Here is a 15,967-nt window from a genome sequence, read left to right as displayed (position 1 = left end):
CTGCGGGTCAGGCCACCGTCAGGACGATCTTGCCGGTGGTGCGGCCCAGTTCGCCGATCTCGTGGGCCCTGGCGGCCTGCTCCAGCGGCAGCACCGTGTCCACCAAGGGCTTCAGCAGCCCCTGGTCGGCCAGGTCGGCGATGCCCCGCAGGCCCGCCAGGTCGGGCTCGACCAGCAGCCACACGGCCCGCGCGGAGCCCGCGTCGGCCGGGACGGAGTCGGGGCCGGGCAGCGAGATCAGGTGGCCGCCCGGCTTCAGCACCTTGAGGGAACGCTCCGCGGTCCCGTCGCCGAGCGCGTCGATCACCACGTCCACGTCGGAGACGACCTCCGTGAAGTCCTGCTCCCGGTAGTCGACCAGCTCGTCGGCGCCCAGCCCGCGCAGCAGCTCGTGCTTGGCCGCGCTCGCGGTGCCGATGACGTACGCGCCGCGCGCCTTGGCGATCTGCACCGCCAGGTGGCCCACGCCGCCCGCCGCCGCGTGCACCAGGACCCGCTGACCGGCCGTGACGCCGGCGGTGTCCACCAGCGCCTGCCAGGCGGTGAGCGCCGCCAGCGGCAGCGCGGCCGCCTGTACGTGGTCCAGGGCGGCGGGCTTGCGGGCCAGGTGCCGGGCCGGGGCCACCACGTACTCGGCGTAGCCGCCCGCCTGCCGCGGGAAGAGCGGCATCCCGAAGACCTCGTCGCCCGCCCGGTACAGGGTCACGCCGGGGCCGACCGCCTCGACGGTGCCGGAGACGTCCCAGCCCAGGATCGGGGTCTCGCCCCAGGCGATCAGGGCGCCGCTGGCGCGGGTCTTCCAGTCGACCGGGTTCACGCCGGCCGCGTGGACCCGTACCAGGACCTCGCCCAGGCCGGGCTCCGGGCGCTCGACCTCCCGCTCGACCAGGTTCTCGGGTCCGCCCCACTCGTTCACGACCATCGCGCGCATGCTGTCCGCCTCGTTCCGTCCGATTGGTGTCCGTCGCCGGGCCGTTCCGTTCCCCGGCGACGTGTTCCACATTCGGACACCGCGCGCCCCGACGGTATTGGCCGTCCGGCCACTATGTGACAGGATCTGGCCATGAGCGAGGCGCGTACGGAACCGACGAAACCGACCGAACCCGTGCAATCCGCGCCACTCCCGGCACCGACCGGCCGGAGCGGGGTGGACGGCCGGCACCTGGTCGCCGTCCTGGCCCTGCCCGGCTTCCCGCCGTTCGAGCTGGGCATTCCGTCCCGGGTCTTCGGCAGCGCCGTGGACGAGCACGGCGCCGACCTGTACGAGGTCGTCGTGTGCACCGCCGACGGCGGCCCGGTGACCAGCGACTCCGGCTTCGCCATCCAACCCGCCGCCGGGCCCGAGGCCCTCGCCGCCGCCGACACCGTGATCATCCCGCCCACCCACGCGATGCCCGAACTGGCCCTCGGCGGGCCGCTGCCGCCCGAGGTGGCCGCGGCCATCGCCGGCATCCGCCCCGGCACCCGCCTGGTCTCCATCTGCAGCGGCTCCTACGTGCTCGCCGCCGCCGGGCTCCTCGACGGCCGGCCCGCGACGACCCACTGGAACCTCGCCCCCGAATTCCGCCGGGCCTTCCCCCGGGTCCTGGTCGACGAGGAGGTCCTCTTCGTCGACGACGGAGACATCCTGACCTCCGCCGGAGTCTCCGCCGGCGTCGACCTGTGCCTGCACCTGGTCCGCCGCGACCACGGCGCCGCCATCACCAACCGGGCCGCCCGGATGTGCGTCGTACCGCCGTGGCGGGACGGCGGGCAGGCCCAGTACATCGACCGGCCCGTCCCCGAACCCACCGTCGCCACCACTACGGCCACCCGCGCGTGGGCCCTGGAGCGGCTCGCCGAGCCCATCGCCCTCGCCGAACTCGCCGCCCACGCCCGGATGAGCCTGCGCACCTTCACCCGGCGCTTCCGCGACGAGGTCGGCATGACCCCCGTGCAGTGGCTCACCGCCCAACGCCTGGAGATCGCCCGCCAGTTGCTGGAGTCCAGCGACCTGCCGGTCGATCTCGTGGCGCACCGCGCCGGTTTCGGCTCCGCCAACTCCCTGCGCCAGCACATGCGCGCCGCCCTCGGGGTCTCCCCGATCGCCTACCGCCGCACCTTCCACCCGCACGGCCCGGCCGCCGAAGCCGAAGCCGCGGCCTCCGCCTCCCCGGCCCCCGTCGCGACCTGACATGACCTGTGAGGGAATCGACCCGGGGGGTACCCCCTCGGGCACGATGGGAGCCGAGGCCCCGGGGACCCGGGGCGCGTGACAGGGGAGACCGCCATGACCGCGTACGCCATCGCCCACATACGTCCCGCGGCGCCGAACGAGGACATCCTGCGCTACATCGAGGAGATCCAGTCGACCCTGGAGCCCTTCGGCGGCCACTTCCTCGTCCACGGCGCCGAGGTCGAGGTCCTCGAAGGCCCCTTCCCCGGCACCATCGTCATGATCGGCTTCCCGGACATCGAGCGGGCCCGCGCCTGGTACGCCTCGCCCGCCTACCAGGAGATCCTGCCGCTGCGCACCGCCCACATCGCGGGCGAGACGTTCCTGGTCGAGGGCGTCCCCGCCGGCTACGACGCCCGCACGACCGCCGCCGCGCTGCGGGCCCAGGCCGGCCTCTGACCCGGCCGACCCGCCCGCCCCGGCGCCCGCCCGGCCCGCCGGCCGGGCCGTGGACGGCGCCGGGCCGGGGCGATCACCGGCCCCCCCGCCACCTGCTTCCGGTCGGGGGCCGCGGGGCCCCCTCGGGGGTGCGAGCATGGCCCGTATGCCTACTCATCTCATCACCGGTGCCGGCTCCGGCATCGGCGCCGCCGTCGCGGCCCGCCTCCACGCCCGCGGCGACGACCTGGTCCTCCTCGCCCGTGACGCCGGCCGGGCTCGGCAGCTCGCCGACGCCCATCCCGGCGCGCGGACCCTCGTGGGAGACCTGGCCGACCCCGACCGGCTGTCGTGGGCCTTCTCCAAGCAGCCGATCCCGGAGCGCATCGACTCCCTCCTGCACATCGCGGGCATCGTCGACCTCGGCCCCGTCGGCGAGCTGCGCCCCAAGACCTGGCACCAGCAGCTCAACGTCAACCTGATCGCGCCCGCCGAGGTCACCCGGCTGCTGCTGCCCACCCTGCGCGCCTCCAAGAGCACCATCGTGTTCGTGAACTCCGGCGCCGGACTCGCCGCCCACGCCGACTGGAGCGCGTACGCCGCCTCCAAGCACGGCCTCAAGGCCCTCGCCGACTCGCTGCGCGCCGAGGAGAAGGAGCACGGCATCCGCGTCACCTCCGTCTACCCCGGGCGTACCGCGAGCCCCATGCAGGCCAAGGTGCACTCGCAGGAGGGCAAGGACTACGACCCCGCCGCCTGGATCGACCCCGAGTCGGTGGCCACCACCATCGTCATGGCCGTCGACCTGCCCCGCGACGCCGAGGTGAACGACCTGTCCGTCAGGCCCGGCCGATGACCGGCGCCACCGGAGTCGGCTCGCTGCCCGGCGGGGACGCCCGCGAGGCCGCCAAGACCGTCACCGGTTCCTTCGAGGAGTTCCCGTACCTCGCCGAGCTGCCCGCCCGCGGGCCCGGCGCGGACATGATCGGCCGGTCCCTCGGGCTACTCGTCGACCTGTACGCCCACGTCGAGCCGAGCGGCTGGCGCATCAGCGACCGCCCGGGCCGCGACACCCGCCGCGCCCGCTCCTGGCTCGGCGAGGACCTCGACGCCCTGGAGGAGTTCACCCAGGGCTACACCGGGAAGCTCAAGGTCCAGGCCGTCGGACCGTGGACGCTGGCCGCCTCCCTCGAACTGCACGGCGGCGAGGCCGTGCTCCAGGACGCCGGTGCCTGCCGGGACCTGGCAGCCTCCCTCGCCGAGGGCCTGCGCGCGCACCTGGCCGACGTCCACAAGCGCATCCCAGGCGCCGAGATCGTCCTCCAGTACGACGAGCCCTCGCTCACCTCCGTCCTCCTCGGCCGGGTCCGCTCGGCCAGCGGCTACCGCACCTACCGGGCCGTCGACCGGCAGGTCGTCGAAGGCACCCTGCGCGAGCTCTTCGCCGTCCACGACGGCGAGGTCGTCGTCCACTCCTGCGCCCCCGAGGTCCCCTTCGCGCTGTTGCGACGGGCCGGAGCGGCGGGCGTCTCGTTCGATTTCTCGTTGCTCACCGAGCGCGAGGACGACGTCCTCGGGGAGGCCGTCGAGGGCGGCCTGAAACTCTTCGCCGGAGTGGTGCCGGGCACCGACGCCGCGTTGTCCGACCCGGGCGGTAGCGTCATGGGGGTCAGGAAGCTTTGGCGCAGGCTGGGGCTGGCCCCGGGGACTCTCGCCGAGTCCGTCGTGGTCACTCCCTCGTGCGGCCTGGCGGGCGCCTCGCCCGCCTACGCCCGCGCGGTGCAGGCCCATTGCGTCAGGGCGGCGAGGTCGCTCGCCGATAACCCTGAGTGACGCTCGGGACGGGCCACGGGAGGACACGGCATGGCAGCCGAACAGCAGGACACGGCAGTACCGACGGCGGTGCGCGAACAGCACGCGCTGCTGGCCGAGCAGGTCGAGGAGCACCGCTTCCGGTACTACGTGAACGACCAGCCGGTCGTCAGCGACGCCGAGTTCGACACGCTGCTGCGCTCGTTGGAGGCGCTGGAGGAGCAGTACCCCCAGCTGCGCACGCCCGACTCGCCCACCCAGAAGGTGGCCGGGGCGTACGCGACGGACTTCGCCTCCGTCGAGCACCGGGAGCGGATGCTCTCCCTCGACAACGCCTTCGACGACGAGGAACTGGCCGCCTGGGCCGAGCGCGTGGCCCGGGACGCCAACACCTCCGACTACCACTACCTGTGCGAACTGAAGGTGGACGGCCTCGCCGTCAACCTCACCTACGAGAACGGCCGCCTCACCCGCGCCGCCACCCGCGGCGACGGCCGCACCGGTGAGGACATCACGCCCAACGTCCGCACCATCGCCGAGATCCCGGACCGGCTGAAGGGCGAGCGGATCCCGGCCCTCGTCGAGATCCGCGGCGAGGTCTTCTTCCCGATGGAGAAGTTCGAGGAGCTCAACGCGCGGCTCGTGGCGGCGGAGGGCAAGCCCTTCGCCAACCCGCGCAACGCGGCGGCCGGATCGCTGCGGCAGAAGGACCCCAAGGTCACCGCCGGCCGGCCGCTGCACATGGTCGTGCACGGCATCGGCGCCCGCGAGGGCTTCGACATCGAGCGGCAGTCGCAGGCGTACGAGCTGCTGCGCGAATGGGGCCTGCCCACCGCCCAGCACAACGCGGTGGTCTCCACGCTCGCCGAGGTGCGGGAGTTCATCACCCGCTTCGGCGAGAACCGGCACTCGGTGGAGCACGAGATCGACGGGGTCGTCGTCAAGCTCGACGAGATCGCCCTCCAGGGCCGGCTCGGCTCCACCGCCCGCGCCCCGCGCTGGGCCATCGCCTGGAAGTACGCCCCCGAAGAGGTCAACACCAAGCTGATCGACATCAAGGTCGGGGTCGGGCGCACCGGGCGGGTGACCCCGTACGCGCAGGTCGAGCCGGTCACGGTGGCGGGCTCCGAGGTCGAGTTCGCGACCCTGCACAACCAGGAGGTCGTCAAGGCCAAGGGCGTCCTCATCGGCGACACCGTCGTACTGCGCAAGGCGGGCGACGTCATCCCCGAGATCCTCGGCCCGGTGGTGGACCTGCGCGACGGCGGCGAGCGGGAGTTCGTCATGCCGGCCGAGTGCCCCGAGTGCGGGACGCCGCTGCGGCCGATGAAGGAAGGGGACATCGACGTCCGCTGCCCCAACGGGCAGACCTGCCCGGCCCAGTTGCGCGAGCGGCTCTTCTACCTCGGCGGCCGGCAGAGCCTGGACATCGAGAACTTCGGCATGGTCGCGGCGGCCGCGCTGACCGGCCCGCTGGAGCCGGCCACGCCCCCGCTGCTGGACGAGGGCGACCTGTTCGGCCTGACCATCGAGCAGCTGCTGCCCATCAAGGCGTACGTCCTCGACGCGGACAGCGGACTGCCCAAGAGGGACCCGAAGACCGGCGAGGAGAAGATCGTCACGGTCTTCGCCAACCAGAAGGGCGAGCCGAAGAAGAACGCCCTGGCGATGTTGGAGAACATCGCCGCCGCCAAGGACCGTCCGCTCGCCCGCATCATCAACGGCCTGTCGATCCGTCACGTCGGCCCGGTCGCGGCGGAGGCCCTCGCCCGCGAGTTCCGTTCCATCGAGCGCATCGAGCAGGCCTCCGAGGAGGAGCTGACCGCCACGGAGGGCGTCGGCGCGATCATCGCGGCCTCCCTCAAGGAGTGGTTCGCCGTCGACTGGCACCAGGAGATCCTCCGCAAGTGGCGGGAGGCCGGCGTCCGGATGGAGGAGGAGGGCTCCGCCGAGGAGCAGGGTCCGCGTCCGCTCGAAGGGCTGACCGTCGTCGTCACCGGCACCCTCGTGGGCCACACCCGCGACGGCGCCAAGGAGGCCCTGCAGAGCCGGGGCGCGAAGGTCACCGGATCGGTGTCCAAGAAGACCTCGTTCGTGGTGGTCGGCGACAACCCCGGCTCGAAGTACGACAAGGCCGTGCAGCTGAAACTGGCCATCCTGGACGACGCCGGGTTCGAGGTGCTGCTCGAACAGGGGCCCGACGCGGCACGCGAAGCCGCGCTCCCCCTGGACGACGGGGCCGCGGCGGAGTAGTAACCCCCACGGGAGCCGCCGAGAAGGGCGCGTCGGGGGCGAACGGATGCATGGCGTGCGGCCGTGCGGGCGGGCGCACGCCCGGCGCGGCACCCGGTGGTAAACGGCCGGTACAGGCCTGGTCGTGGCGGGGTGCGCTGTCGGATCATCGGTATGGCGACGGGGGGCCTGGTCCAAACTCACCCGTTCGGCGGATACCGTACTGATGAGGATGGCTGGGTCGCATTCGGGCAACCGCTGCCGACCGCTGCCCCTGGGTGCCCCTCGCGTCCTACTGTTGTGGGGTGCGCCTGTCGTGCACGGCTGCCCGGAAGCGATCGCGGCCGTGATGGCATGACATCGGGGCCATCGCGTGACATCGGCATCGCCGGCTGTGAGAGGGACGGGCATGAAACCCACCGAAAGCGCCGACCCGTCACCTGAGTTGGGCGGCGAACCCCCGCCCGTACGGACGGGCCGGCTCGGACTCCTGGGCGCCAGAACGCCGCAGACCCGCCCCCTCGACACCGGTACGGGCGGCGGAACCGGCGGACAACGGCGCACCGCACTGCCCCTGGTGGTCATCGGCATGGCCGCCGTGGTCCTCGCCGGCGGCATCGTCTCCACACTGACGAGCCGTCAAGCCCTGTTCCCCGGCGGTCGCGTGGGCTGGGCGCTGGCGATCCTCACCGGAGTCATCGTCGGCCACCTCGTCGCCCTCGGCCGGGACCGCTGGTGGGGCGGCACCGGCTCGGGCGCCGCCCTCACCCTCGGCGTGCTCCTCCTCTACGGCTGGGTCCCCGCCGGACTCGTCTCGCTGGCCGTGGTCACCCTGGTCGGCGCCGCCCGCCGGCACCGCTGGCGCCAGGGGCTGCTCCACGGTTGCGTCGACATCCTCGGCATCGGCGCGGGAGCCCTCGTCCTGGCCGCCTTCGACGACACCCCGACCGTCGAGGAACCCTGGCTGCCCGGCACCTGGGGTCCGGCCGACGTCCCCGAGGTCGTCCTCGTCGCCGTCTCCTACCTCGCCGTCACCCGGCTGCTGCTCTGGTGCTCGCTCGCGCCCCGCGGCGGCGGGCTGCCCACCGTCGCCCGCACCGCCCTGCTCCGGCAGGCCCTGGTCGCCGCCGCCCTGCTCGGCATCGCCCCGCTGATCTGCGTGGTCGCCGTCAGCCAGCCGGTGCTGCTGCCGCTGTTCGCCGTACCGCTCATCGCGCTCGACTCCACCCTGTGGATCGCCCGGGCCCGGGCCGAGGAGCAGTTGCGCGACCCGCTGACCGGGCTGCCGAACCGCCAGTGGCTGCTGGAACGTGCCTGGTCGGCCCTCGACGAGGCCGAACGTTCGGGCACCCGGTCCGCCCTCGTCCTGATCGACCTGGACCGCTTCCGGGCCGTCAACGACACCCTCGGCCACCTCGCCGGGGACCGGCTGCTGCTCCAGATCGCCGACCGGCTGCGCCAGGCCCTGCCCCAGGACGCGGAAGTGGCCCGGCTCGGCGGCGACGAGTTCGCCGTACTGCTGCCCGTCGCCGACTCCACCACCAGCGCCCAGCGGGTCGCCCGCCACCTCGTCGCCGAACTCAGCTCCCCGCTCGACCTCGACGGCCTCACCCTCGTCCTGGAGGCCAGCGCCGGACTCGCGGTCTTCCCCGACCACGCCCTGGACGCGGAAGGCCTGCTGCGCCGCGCCGACGTCGCCATGTACCAGGCGAAGCGCGACCGCACCGGCGTCGAGGTGTACGAGTCCAAGCGGGACAGCAACACCCCCGACCGCCTGGGACTCCTCGGCGACCTGCGGCGCGCCCTGGACGCGGGCGAGGTCGAACTCCACTACCAGCCGAAGGTCCGCTTCGACGGACAGGTCGCCGGCCTGGAGGCCCTGGTGCGCTGGGTGCACCCGGAGCGCGGGCGCGTCCCCCCGGACGAGTTCATCGCGATCGCCGAGACCTCCGGGCTGATGCCCCACCTCACCGAGTACGTCCTGGAGACGGCCCTCGCCCAGGTCGCCCGCTGGCGCGCCCAGGGCCTCAAGGTGCCCGTCGCCGTCAACGTGTCGCCGCGCGACGTCCACACCCCCGGCTTCGCCGGCGCCGTCGCCGCCCGCCTCGCCCGGCACGGGGTACCGGCGAGCGGCCTCCAGCTGGAGATAACGGAACACGTCCTGCTGGAGGACCCCCAGCGGGCCGCCGACACCATGGCCGGCCTGACCGGGTACGGCGTCAAGATGTCCCTGGACGACTTCGGCACCGGCTACTCCTCGCTGGTGCACCTGCGCCGGCTGCCCGTCAGCGAGTTGAAGATCGACCGCTCCTTCGTCGCCCGGCTCGCCGTGGACGCCCAGGACGCGGAGATCGTCCGGTGCACCGTCGACCTGGCGCACTCCCTGGGACTGCTCGTCGTGGCCGAGGGCGTCGAGGACGACGAGACGTGGGAGCGGCTGCGCGACCTGGGCTGCGACGCCGTCCAGGGGTGGCTGGTGGCGGCCGCGATGCCACCGCAGGAAGCCACCGCCTGGCTGCTGGCCCGGGGCGAGCGCGGCTGGCGCCGGCCGGCCGACATCGACGCCGAGCTCGCCGCCGCGGCGGCCGCCGCGGAGCCGCAGTCCTCGTGACCAGGTGACGGGACCGACGAGGTGACGATGTGAGTCGATGCCGGGCGGCGCCGCCCTCTAGGATTGGGCCCTACGCCCAGAACTCCAACCCCAGAGGATCGCCGCATGCCTGGCATTACGCGCGAGGAGGTCGTTCACCTCGCTCGGCTGGCACGTCTTGAGCTGGCCAGCGATGAGCTGGACCACTTCGCCGGACAGCTCGACGACATCATCGGCGCGGTCGCCCGCGTTTCCGAGGTAGCCGACCAAGACGTACCGCCGACCTCCCACCCGCTGCCGCTGACGAACGTCATGCGCGCGGACGAGGTCCGCCCGTCGCTCACCCCCGAGCAGGCGCTTTCCGGCGCTCCCGCCCAGGAGCAGCAGCGTTTCAAGGTGCCGCAGATCCTGGGGGAGGACTAATCACCATGACCACCGAAAACATCCTGAGCATCATCAAGCTCACCGCCGCCGAGACCGCCGCGAAGATCGCCTCCGGCGAACTCACGGCCGTCGAGGTCACCGAGGCCCACCTGGCCCGCATCGAGGCGACGGACGAGAAGGTCCACGCCTTCCTGCACGTCGACCGCGAGGGCGCCCTCGCGCAGGCCCGCGCCGTCGACGCCAAGCGCGAGGCGGGCGAGGAGCTCGGCCCGCTGGCCGGCGTACCGCTCGCCCTCAAGGACATCTTCACCACCATCGGGGTCCCGACCACCGTCGGTTCGAAGATCCTCGAAGGCTGGATCCCGCCCTACGACGCCACCCTCACGCGCAAGCTGAAGGAAGCCGACGTCGTCATCCTCGGCAAGACCAACATGGACGAGTTCGCCATGGGGTCCTCCACCGAGAACAGCGCCTACGGCCCCACCGGCAACCCGTGGGACCTCACCCGGATCCCCGGCGGGTCCGGCGGTGGCTCCGCCGCCGCGCTGGCCGCCTTCCAGGCCCCGCTCGCGATCGGCACGGACACCGGCGGTTCCATCCGTCAGCCCGCCGCCGTCACCGGCACCGTCGGCGTGAAGCCCACGTACGGCGGCGTCTCCCGCTACGGCATGGTGGCCTTCTCCTCGTCCCTCGACCAGGGCGGTCCCTGCGCCCGTACGGTCCTGGACGCGGCCCTGCTGCACGAGGTCATCGCCGGGCACGACCCGCTCGACTCCACCTCCATCGACGCGCCGGTCCCGCCGGTCGTCGAGGCGGCCCGCAACGGCTCCGTCGCCGGGATGCGCGTCGGCGTCGTCAAGCAGTTCTCCGGCGAGGGCTACCAGGCCGGTGTCGTCCAGCGCTTCAACGAGTCCGTCGCGCTCCTCAAGGAGCTCGGCGCCGAGATCGTCGAGCTGGACTGCCCCTCCTTCGACCTCGCGATGGCCGCGTACTACCTGATCGCGCCGTCCGAGTGCTCCTCGAACTTGGCCCGCTTCGACGCCATGCGCTACGGCCTGCGCGTCGGCGACGACGGTACGAAGTCCGCCGAGGACGTCACCGCCCTGACCCGTGAGGCCGGCTTCGGCGACGAGGTCAAGCGCCGCGTCATCCTCGGTACCTACGCGCTCAGCTCCGGCTACTACGACGCGTACTACGGCTCGGCCCAGAAGGTCCGCACGCTCATCACGAAGGACTTCGAGAAGTCCTTCGAGCAGGTCGACGTGATCGTCTCCCCGACGACCCCGACCACCGCCTTCCCCATCGGCGAGCGCTCCGACGACCCCCTCGCCATGTACCTCGCGGACCTGTGCACCATCCCGACCAACCTGGCCGGCAACTCCGCCATGTCGCTGCCCTGCGGCCTGGCACCGGAGGACGGTCTCCCGGTCGGGCTCCAGATCATCGCCCCGGCGATGAAGGACGACCGCCTGTACAAGGTCGGTGCCGCCGTCGAGGCCGCCTTCATCGAGCGCTGGGGTCACCCGTTGCTTGAGGAGGCACCGTCGCTGTGAGCACCAGTGCACTGTCCAAGGCCAAGGGCTTCAAGAAGTCCAAGACCGGGACCTACCTGTCGATCGGCACCACGGCCTTCGGCGCCCTGAGCGTGCTGAAGCAGGTCAAGAAGGCCCGTGTCGAGCGCGACACGCTGAAGCTGATCGACGCCGCCGTGTCCGCCGCCGCCATCGTCACCGGCCTCGCGATCCTGTACCGCGAGCTGAAGCGCCTGGGCGACGACGACGTCCTGCTGGGCTGAGAGGGAAAGTTTCACCGTGACCACCTTCACCGAACTCCTGTCGTACGAGGACGCTCTCGCCTCGTTCGACCCCGTCATGGGCCTGGAGGTCCATGTCGAGCTCGGCACCAGGACCAAGATGTTCTGCGGCTGCTCGACCGAGCTGGGCGCCGAGCCCAACTCGCAGACCTGCCCGGTCTGCCTCGGTCTGCCCGGCGCGCTCCCGGTCGTCAACGAGATCGGCATCGAGTCCGCCATCAAGATCGGCCTCGCGCTGAACTGCGAGATCGCCGAGTGGTGCCGCTTCGCCCGGAAGAACTACTTCTACCCGGACATGCCGAAGAACTTCCAGACCTCCCAGTACGACGAGCCGATCGCCTTCAACGGCTTCCTCGACGTACAGCTGGAGGACGGCGAGATCTTCCGCGTGGAGATCGAGCGCGCCCACATGGAGGAGGACACCGGCAAGTCGCTGCACGTCGGCGGTGCCACCGGCCGCATCCACGGCGCGTCCCACTCCCTGCTGGACTACAACCGCGCCGGCATCCCGCTCATCGAGATCGTCACCAAGCCGATCGAGGGCGCGGGCGAGCGGGCCCCCGAGGTCGCCAAGGCGTACGTCGCCGAGCTGCGCGAGGTCATCAAGGCGCTCGGCGTCTCCGAGGCCCGCATGGACAAGGGCCAGATGCGCTGCGACGTCAACCTGTCGCTGCGCCCGACCCCCGAGTCCGAGTTCGGCACCCGCTCGGAGACCAAGAACGTCAACTCCCTGCGGTCCGTCGAGCGGGCGGCCCGCTTCGAGATCCAGCGCCACGCGGCGGTGCTCTCGTCGGGCGGTTCGATCGTGCAGGAGACCCGGCACTTCCACGAGGAGGACGGCTCCACCACGGCCGGCCGCATCAAGGACAACGCCGAGGACTACCGCTACTTCCCGGAGCCGGACCTCGTGCCCGTCGCCCCGGCCCGCACCTGGGTCGAGGAACTGCGCGCCGGTCTGCCCGAGATGCCGCGCGTGCGCCGCAACCGGCTCCGCGAGGAGTGGGGCGTCAGCGAGCACGACATGCAGTCGATCCTCAACGCGGGCGCGGTGGACTCCATCGTCGCCACGATCGAGGCGGGCGCCGACTCGGCGGCCGCCCGCAAGTGGTGGATGGGCGAACTGGCGCGCAACGCGAACGAGCAGGGCGTCGTCGTCGACGAACTGCCGATCACCCCGGCGCAGGTGGCCCGGGTCGCGGCGCTGGTCGCGGACGGCTCGCTCAACGACAAGCTGGCCCGTCAGGTCATCGAGGGCGTCCTCGCCGGCGAGGGCACCCCGGACGAGGTCGTCGACAAGCGCGGCCTGAAGGTCGTCTCCGACGAGGGCGCGCTGGGCGCGGCCGTGGACGAGGCCATCGCGGGCAACGCGGCCATCGCGGACAAGATCCGCGGCGGCAAGGTCGCCGCCGTCGGCGCCCTGGTCGGCGCGGTCATGAAGACCACCCGCGGCCAGGCCGACGCGGCGCGCGTGAAGGAACTCATCCTGGAACGCCTGGGCGTCACCGAGGGCTGAGCCCCATCGGCCGACACTCGGACGTCCGCCTCGGCCGCGAGCCCGACCGCAAGGGCCCCGCCCCCCGATCAGGGGACGCGGGGCCCTTCCGCGTGACCGGCCTCCCGGTGGCCGGCCCGGACTGCGACAGTCTGGGTTAGGGTGACCTAACCAATGGGGTGTCGGTGAAGGGGTGGGTGGGCATGGTCGCGGGCAAGGGGTGGGAGGGCATGGTCCTCAAGTTGCTCAGGGGCAAGGACTTCACCTTCACCGTGACGCAGGTCGAGCAGGTCACCGAGCACTTCCGGCGGATCCGCTTCACCGACGGCGGGCTGCTCGCGGCCGCCGGGGAGTCCCTCCACCCGACCATGTGGGTGCGGGTCTGGTTCGAGGGCGGCAGCCGACCGCACCAGCGGGCGTACACCCTCGTCGACCCCGACCCGGCCACCGGCACCTTCGCGTTCGAGTTCGCCCTCCACGACGGGCTCGCCAGCCGGTGGGCGCGCGGCGCCGCGCCCGGTGACACCGTCGAAGCCACCGTGCAGGGCACCGGTTTCACCGCGCCCGACCCGGCGCCCGAGCGGCTGCTGGTGATCGGCGATCCGGCCTCCCTGCCCGCCATCAACTCCCTGCTGGACGCCTACCCGGCAACCCCGGCGACCGTCTGGTTCGAGACCCAGCACGCCTCGGACGTGGACCTGCCGCTGCGCACCGATGCCGGTCGGCACGACGTCCGGCGGGTGGAGCGGGGCGCGACGGCGCTCGCCGACCGGGTCCGGGCCGAACTGCCCGAGCTGGTCGCCGACCCGGCGTCCGCCTACGTGTGGATGGCCTGCGACACCGCGACCACCCGCGCCCTGACGGCGTACCTGCGCAAGGACCTGGCCCTGCCCAAGCAGCGGGTCAACAGCCTCGGGTACTGGCGGGCGGCCTGAGGCGCGCACCCCGGCGGCGCTCGTCGCCGTGAGGGGTCAGGCCCCGACCGTGCCGTCCACGGCCTCGCGGAGGAAGTCCGCGTGGCCGTTGTGGCGGGCGTACTCGTGGATCATGTGCAGCATCACCACGCGGGCCGAGACGTCCGCCTCCCACTTCGGGACGTGCGCCGTCACGTCGAGGGACACCAACGCGGCCTCGACCGACCGGGCGTGCTCCACCTCGGCCCGCCAGGCGGCGAACGCCTCCGCCATCGTGGCGCCGGTCGTGTCGTAGGCGGCCTGGAAGTCCCGCCGGTCGGACCACACGTGCGGCACGTCCGCGTCACCGCCCAGCGTGCGGCGGAACCACTGCCGCTCCACCTCGGCCATGTGGCGGACCAGCCCCAGCAGGGACAGCGTGGACGGCGGCGAGGCCGGGCGGCGCAGGTCCTCGTCCCCGAGGCCCTCGCACTTCATGGCGAGGGTGGCCCGGTGGAAGTCGAGGTACGCCCGCAGGGTCTCGCGTTCGCCCGCGGTCAGGGGCGGACCGACGCGCTCGACGTCCCGGACGACGGGGGCGACCACCGCCGGGTCCGGGGCGCCGGCGGGTGTGCCTTCGGTGCTCGTACGGCTGCTCATGGCGATCATCCTGCCGTCCCGTCCACCCTTCCGGGAAGGGCGCCGGTCCCGCCTCGGCCCCGCCACACGTACGGGACGGTGACCCCCAACACCCCGAAACCGAGGCGCTCCAGGATCGGCCGACTGTCGTCCGACGCGTCCACCTGAAGGTACGGAACACCCCGCTCCGCCGCCACGCGGGCGCGGTGGGCCACCAGCAGCCGGTAGATGCCCCGGCCACGCCAGTGCGGGTCGGTACCGCCGCCCCACAGCCCCGCGAAGGAGGACCCCGGCCGCATCTCCATCCGGGCCGCGCTCACCGGAACGTCGCCGGCCATCGCCACCACGGCCTCGACCGTGTCCGGCTCGTCGCGCAGCAGCCGCAGCAACGTCTCCCGGATCGCCGGCCGCTCGGTGCCGAAGGCCCGACGGTGGACCTCCATCATCAGATCCACCCCGGCCCGGTCCCGCACCACCCGCAGGGCGATCCCCCGCGGCGGCTCCACCGGCAGCCCGGCGAGATCGGCCGTACGGGCCACCAGCACCGTCTCCGCCGGCTCCGGTACGAAGCCCGCCGCGCGCAACCGGTCCCCGAGGTCGGCCGGCCGGTCGTGGGAGTACAGCTTCCACTCGAACTCCGTGCCCGCGCCGAACTCCGTGCCCGCGCCGAACTCCGTGCCCGCGCCGTGGTCGTCCCGCGCCGCGAAGAACGCCACCTGCTCCGCGATGGCCGCGTCCGCCGTCGTCTCGTCGAGGTCCGACCAGAGCACCCCGTTCCAGCCCGGGCCCGGCACGGTCTGCCGGACGACCGGACCGACCCGCTCCACCCGCGCCGCCGCGACGTCGGGCGCCGCGTCCCGGCGCATCTGGGCGTCGTGCAGGGCGCGCACCGTCAACAGCTGTTCATCATCCATCGGGTTGCTCATCGGGCCAGCCGATCAGTTGTCGGGGCGCCGCGGCAACTGCATTAACCTCGCCTGCGTGAACACTTCCTCCGGCGACGGCGACGGCGCGGACACCGCGGACGCCGCGAATGCCGTGCCCGCGGACTTCGTCGTCCACACCGGTAAGGCCGGCCCCGACGCCGCCGGCGACCGCGGCTGGCTGCTCGGGCACTTCAAGCCGTCCGGCGACCCCCGCCACAGCACGGACGTGGAGATCAAGTGGGGCGTCCACCCCAAGGGCGAGGAGCGCGGGCGCTGGGTGACCGGCGAGCGTCGCACCGCCCTCCAGGTGCTGATCAGCGGCCGGTTCCGGCTGGAGTTCCCCGGCCGCACCGTGGTCCTCGCCGAACAGGGGGACTACGTCGTGTGGGGACGGGGCGTCGACCACTCCTGGTACGCGGCGGAGGACAGCGTCGTCCTCACCGTCCGGTGGCCGTCGGTGGCGGGCTACCGCGCCGACGCCCCGTCCGACGGCGCTGTCGACGGCGCGGCCCACGTACCGGTCGGCCCCGTGAACGACTGACCGAGGTCCCGCACTTCCCCGCCGACCTGTGACGATGCACACGAATCGGGCC

15 protein-coding genes are annotated in these 15,967 nt (G+C 72.8%); 12 read left to right on the top strand and 3 right to left on the bottom strand.

Annotated features, from left to right (window positions below; all coding sequences use genetic code 11):
• Positions 1 to 7: 7 nt before the first annotated feature.
• Entirely contained in the window at positions 8 to 931 is a 924-nt protein-coding gene (locus ACZ4XJ_RS19965; protein ID WP_468496900.1) for an NADP-dependent oxidoreductase, read from the bottom strand.
• 132 nt (positions 932 to 1,063) lie between these two features.
• Here ACZ4XJ_RS19965 and ACZ4XJ_RS19960 point away from each other — a divergent pair, with 132 nt between their 5' ends.
• The 11 genes from ACZ4XJ_RS19960 (at position 1,064) to ACZ4XJ_RS19910 (ending at position 13,851) form a co-directional block, all read left to right on the top strand.
• Entirely contained in the window at positions 1,064 to 2,173 is a 1,110-nt protein-coding gene (locus ACZ4XJ_RS19960) for a GlxA family transcriptional regulator (protein ID WP_468496899.1), read from the top strand.
• Between the two features lie 96 nt (positions 2,174 to 2,269).
• Positions 2,270 to 2,614, top strand: coding sequence for a DUF1330 domain-containing protein (locus tag ACZ4XJ_RS19955; protein WP_362880286.1), 345 nt, complete (start codon positions 2,270 to 2,272; stop codon positions 2,612 to 2,614).
• 145 nt (positions 2,615 to 2,759) lie between these two features.
• On the top strand, positions 2,760 to 3,449 hold the full coding sequence (locus ACZ4XJ_RS19950) for an SDR family oxidoreductase (RefSeq protein WP_362880287.1): 690 nt from the start codon (positions 2,760 to 2,762) through the stop codon (positions 3,447 to 3,449).
• Positions 3,446 to 4,426 carry a methionine synthase gene (locus tag ACZ4XJ_RS19945; RefSeq protein WP_468496898.1) on the top strand — a complete coding sequence of 327 codons (981 nt, stop codon included), beginning with the start codon at positions 3,446 to 3,448 and terminating at the stop codon, positions 4,424 to 4,426. Before ACZ4XJ_RS19950 ends, ACZ4XJ_RS19945 begins: the two co-directional genes overlap by 4 nt.
• A 30-nt stretch (positions 4,427 to 4,456) precedes the next feature.
• Positions 4,457 to 6,658, top strand: coding sequence for an NAD-dependent DNA ligase LigA (gene ligA, locus ACZ4XJ_RS19940; protein ID WP_362880291.1), 2,202 nt, complete (start codon positions 4,457 to 4,459; stop codon positions 6,656 to 6,658).
• 388 nt (positions 6,659 to 7,046) lie between these two features.
• Positions 7,047 to 9,248, top strand: coding sequence for a putative bifunctional diguanylate cyclase/phosphodiesterase (locus ACZ4XJ_RS19935; RefSeq protein WP_362880293.1), 2,202 nt, complete (start codon positions 7,047 to 7,049; stop codon positions 9,246 to 9,248).
• 105 nt (positions 9,249 to 9,353) lie between these two features.
• Positions 9,354 to 9,650 (top strand): Asp-tRNA(Asn)/Glu-tRNA(Gln) amidotransferase subunit GatC, encoded by a 297-nt coding sequence (gatC, locus tag ACZ4XJ_RS19930; protein ID WP_281206952.1) that lies wholly within the window; start codon positions 9,354 to 9,356, stop codon positions 9,648 to 9,650.
• Positions 9,651 to 9,655: 5 nt separating this feature from the next.
• Positions 9,656 to 11,164, top strand: a complete 1,509-nt coding sequence (gene gatA, locus ACZ4XJ_RS19925) for an Asp-tRNA(Asn)/Glu-tRNA(Gln) amidotransferase subunit GatA (protein ID WP_362880295.1) — start codon at positions 9,656 to 9,658, stop codon at positions 11,162 to 11,164.
• The gene (locus ACZ4XJ_RS19920; RefSeq protein ID WP_362880297.1) at positions 11,161 to 11,406 is read left to right on the top strand and encodes a hypothetical protein; all 246 of its coding nucleotides are present in this window, start codon (positions 11,161 to 11,163) and stop codon (positions 11,404 to 11,406) included. The genes gatA and ACZ4XJ_RS19920 overlap by 4 nt, the downstream gene beginning before the upstream one ends.
• Positions 11,407 to 11,422: 16 nt before the next feature.
• A complete protein-coding gene (gatB, locus tag ACZ4XJ_RS19915) occupies positions 11,423 to 12,937 on the top strand; it encodes an Asp-tRNA(Asn)/Glu-tRNA(Gln) amidotransferase subunit GatB (protein WP_281206949.1) in 1,515 nt (504 codons plus the stop codon).
• Between the two features lie 182 nt (positions 12,938 to 13,119).
• Entirely contained in the window at positions 13,120 to 13,851 is a 732-nt protein-coding gene (locus tag ACZ4XJ_RS19910; RefSeq protein ID WP_362880298.1) for a siderophore-interacting protein, read from the top strand.
• A gap of 36 nt (positions 13,852 to 13,887) precedes the next feature.
• On the opposite strand, the gene ACZ4XJ_RS19905 is transcribed toward ACZ4XJ_RS19910, so the two are convergent.
• Both ACZ4XJ_RS19905 and ACZ4XJ_RS19900 read right to left on the bottom strand, forming a co-directional pair.
• On the bottom strand, positions 13,888 to 14,469 hold the full coding sequence (locus ACZ4XJ_RS19905) for a DinB family protein (protein WP_468496897.1): 582 nt from the start codon (positions 14,467 to 14,469) through the stop codon (positions 13,888 to 13,890).
• A 5-nt stretch (positions 14,470 to 14,474) separates the two neighbouring features.
• Positions 14,475 to 15,362: a GNAT family N-acetyltransferase gene (locus tag ACZ4XJ_RS19900; protein ID WP_468496896.1), complete on the bottom strand. Its 888-nt coding sequence runs from the start codon at positions 15,360 to 15,362 to the stop codon at positions 14,475 to 14,477.
• Positions 15,363 to 15,486: 124 nt separating this feature from the next.
• On the opposite strand from ACZ4XJ_RS19900, the gene ACZ4XJ_RS19895 reads away from it, so the two are divergent.
• A complete protein-coding gene (locus ACZ4XJ_RS19895; protein ID WP_468496973.1) occupies positions 15,487 to 15,915 on the top strand; it encodes a cupin domain-containing protein in 429 nt (142 codons plus the stop codon).
• The last annotated feature ends 52 nt before the right edge of the window (positions 15,916 to 15,967 follow it).

The sequence above is a fragment of the Streptomyces sp. NPDC029836 genome (assembly GCF_055574495.1).
Note: the sequence above shows the minus strand (reverse complement) of the source record. Positions and strands in the feature narration are given on the sequence as shown.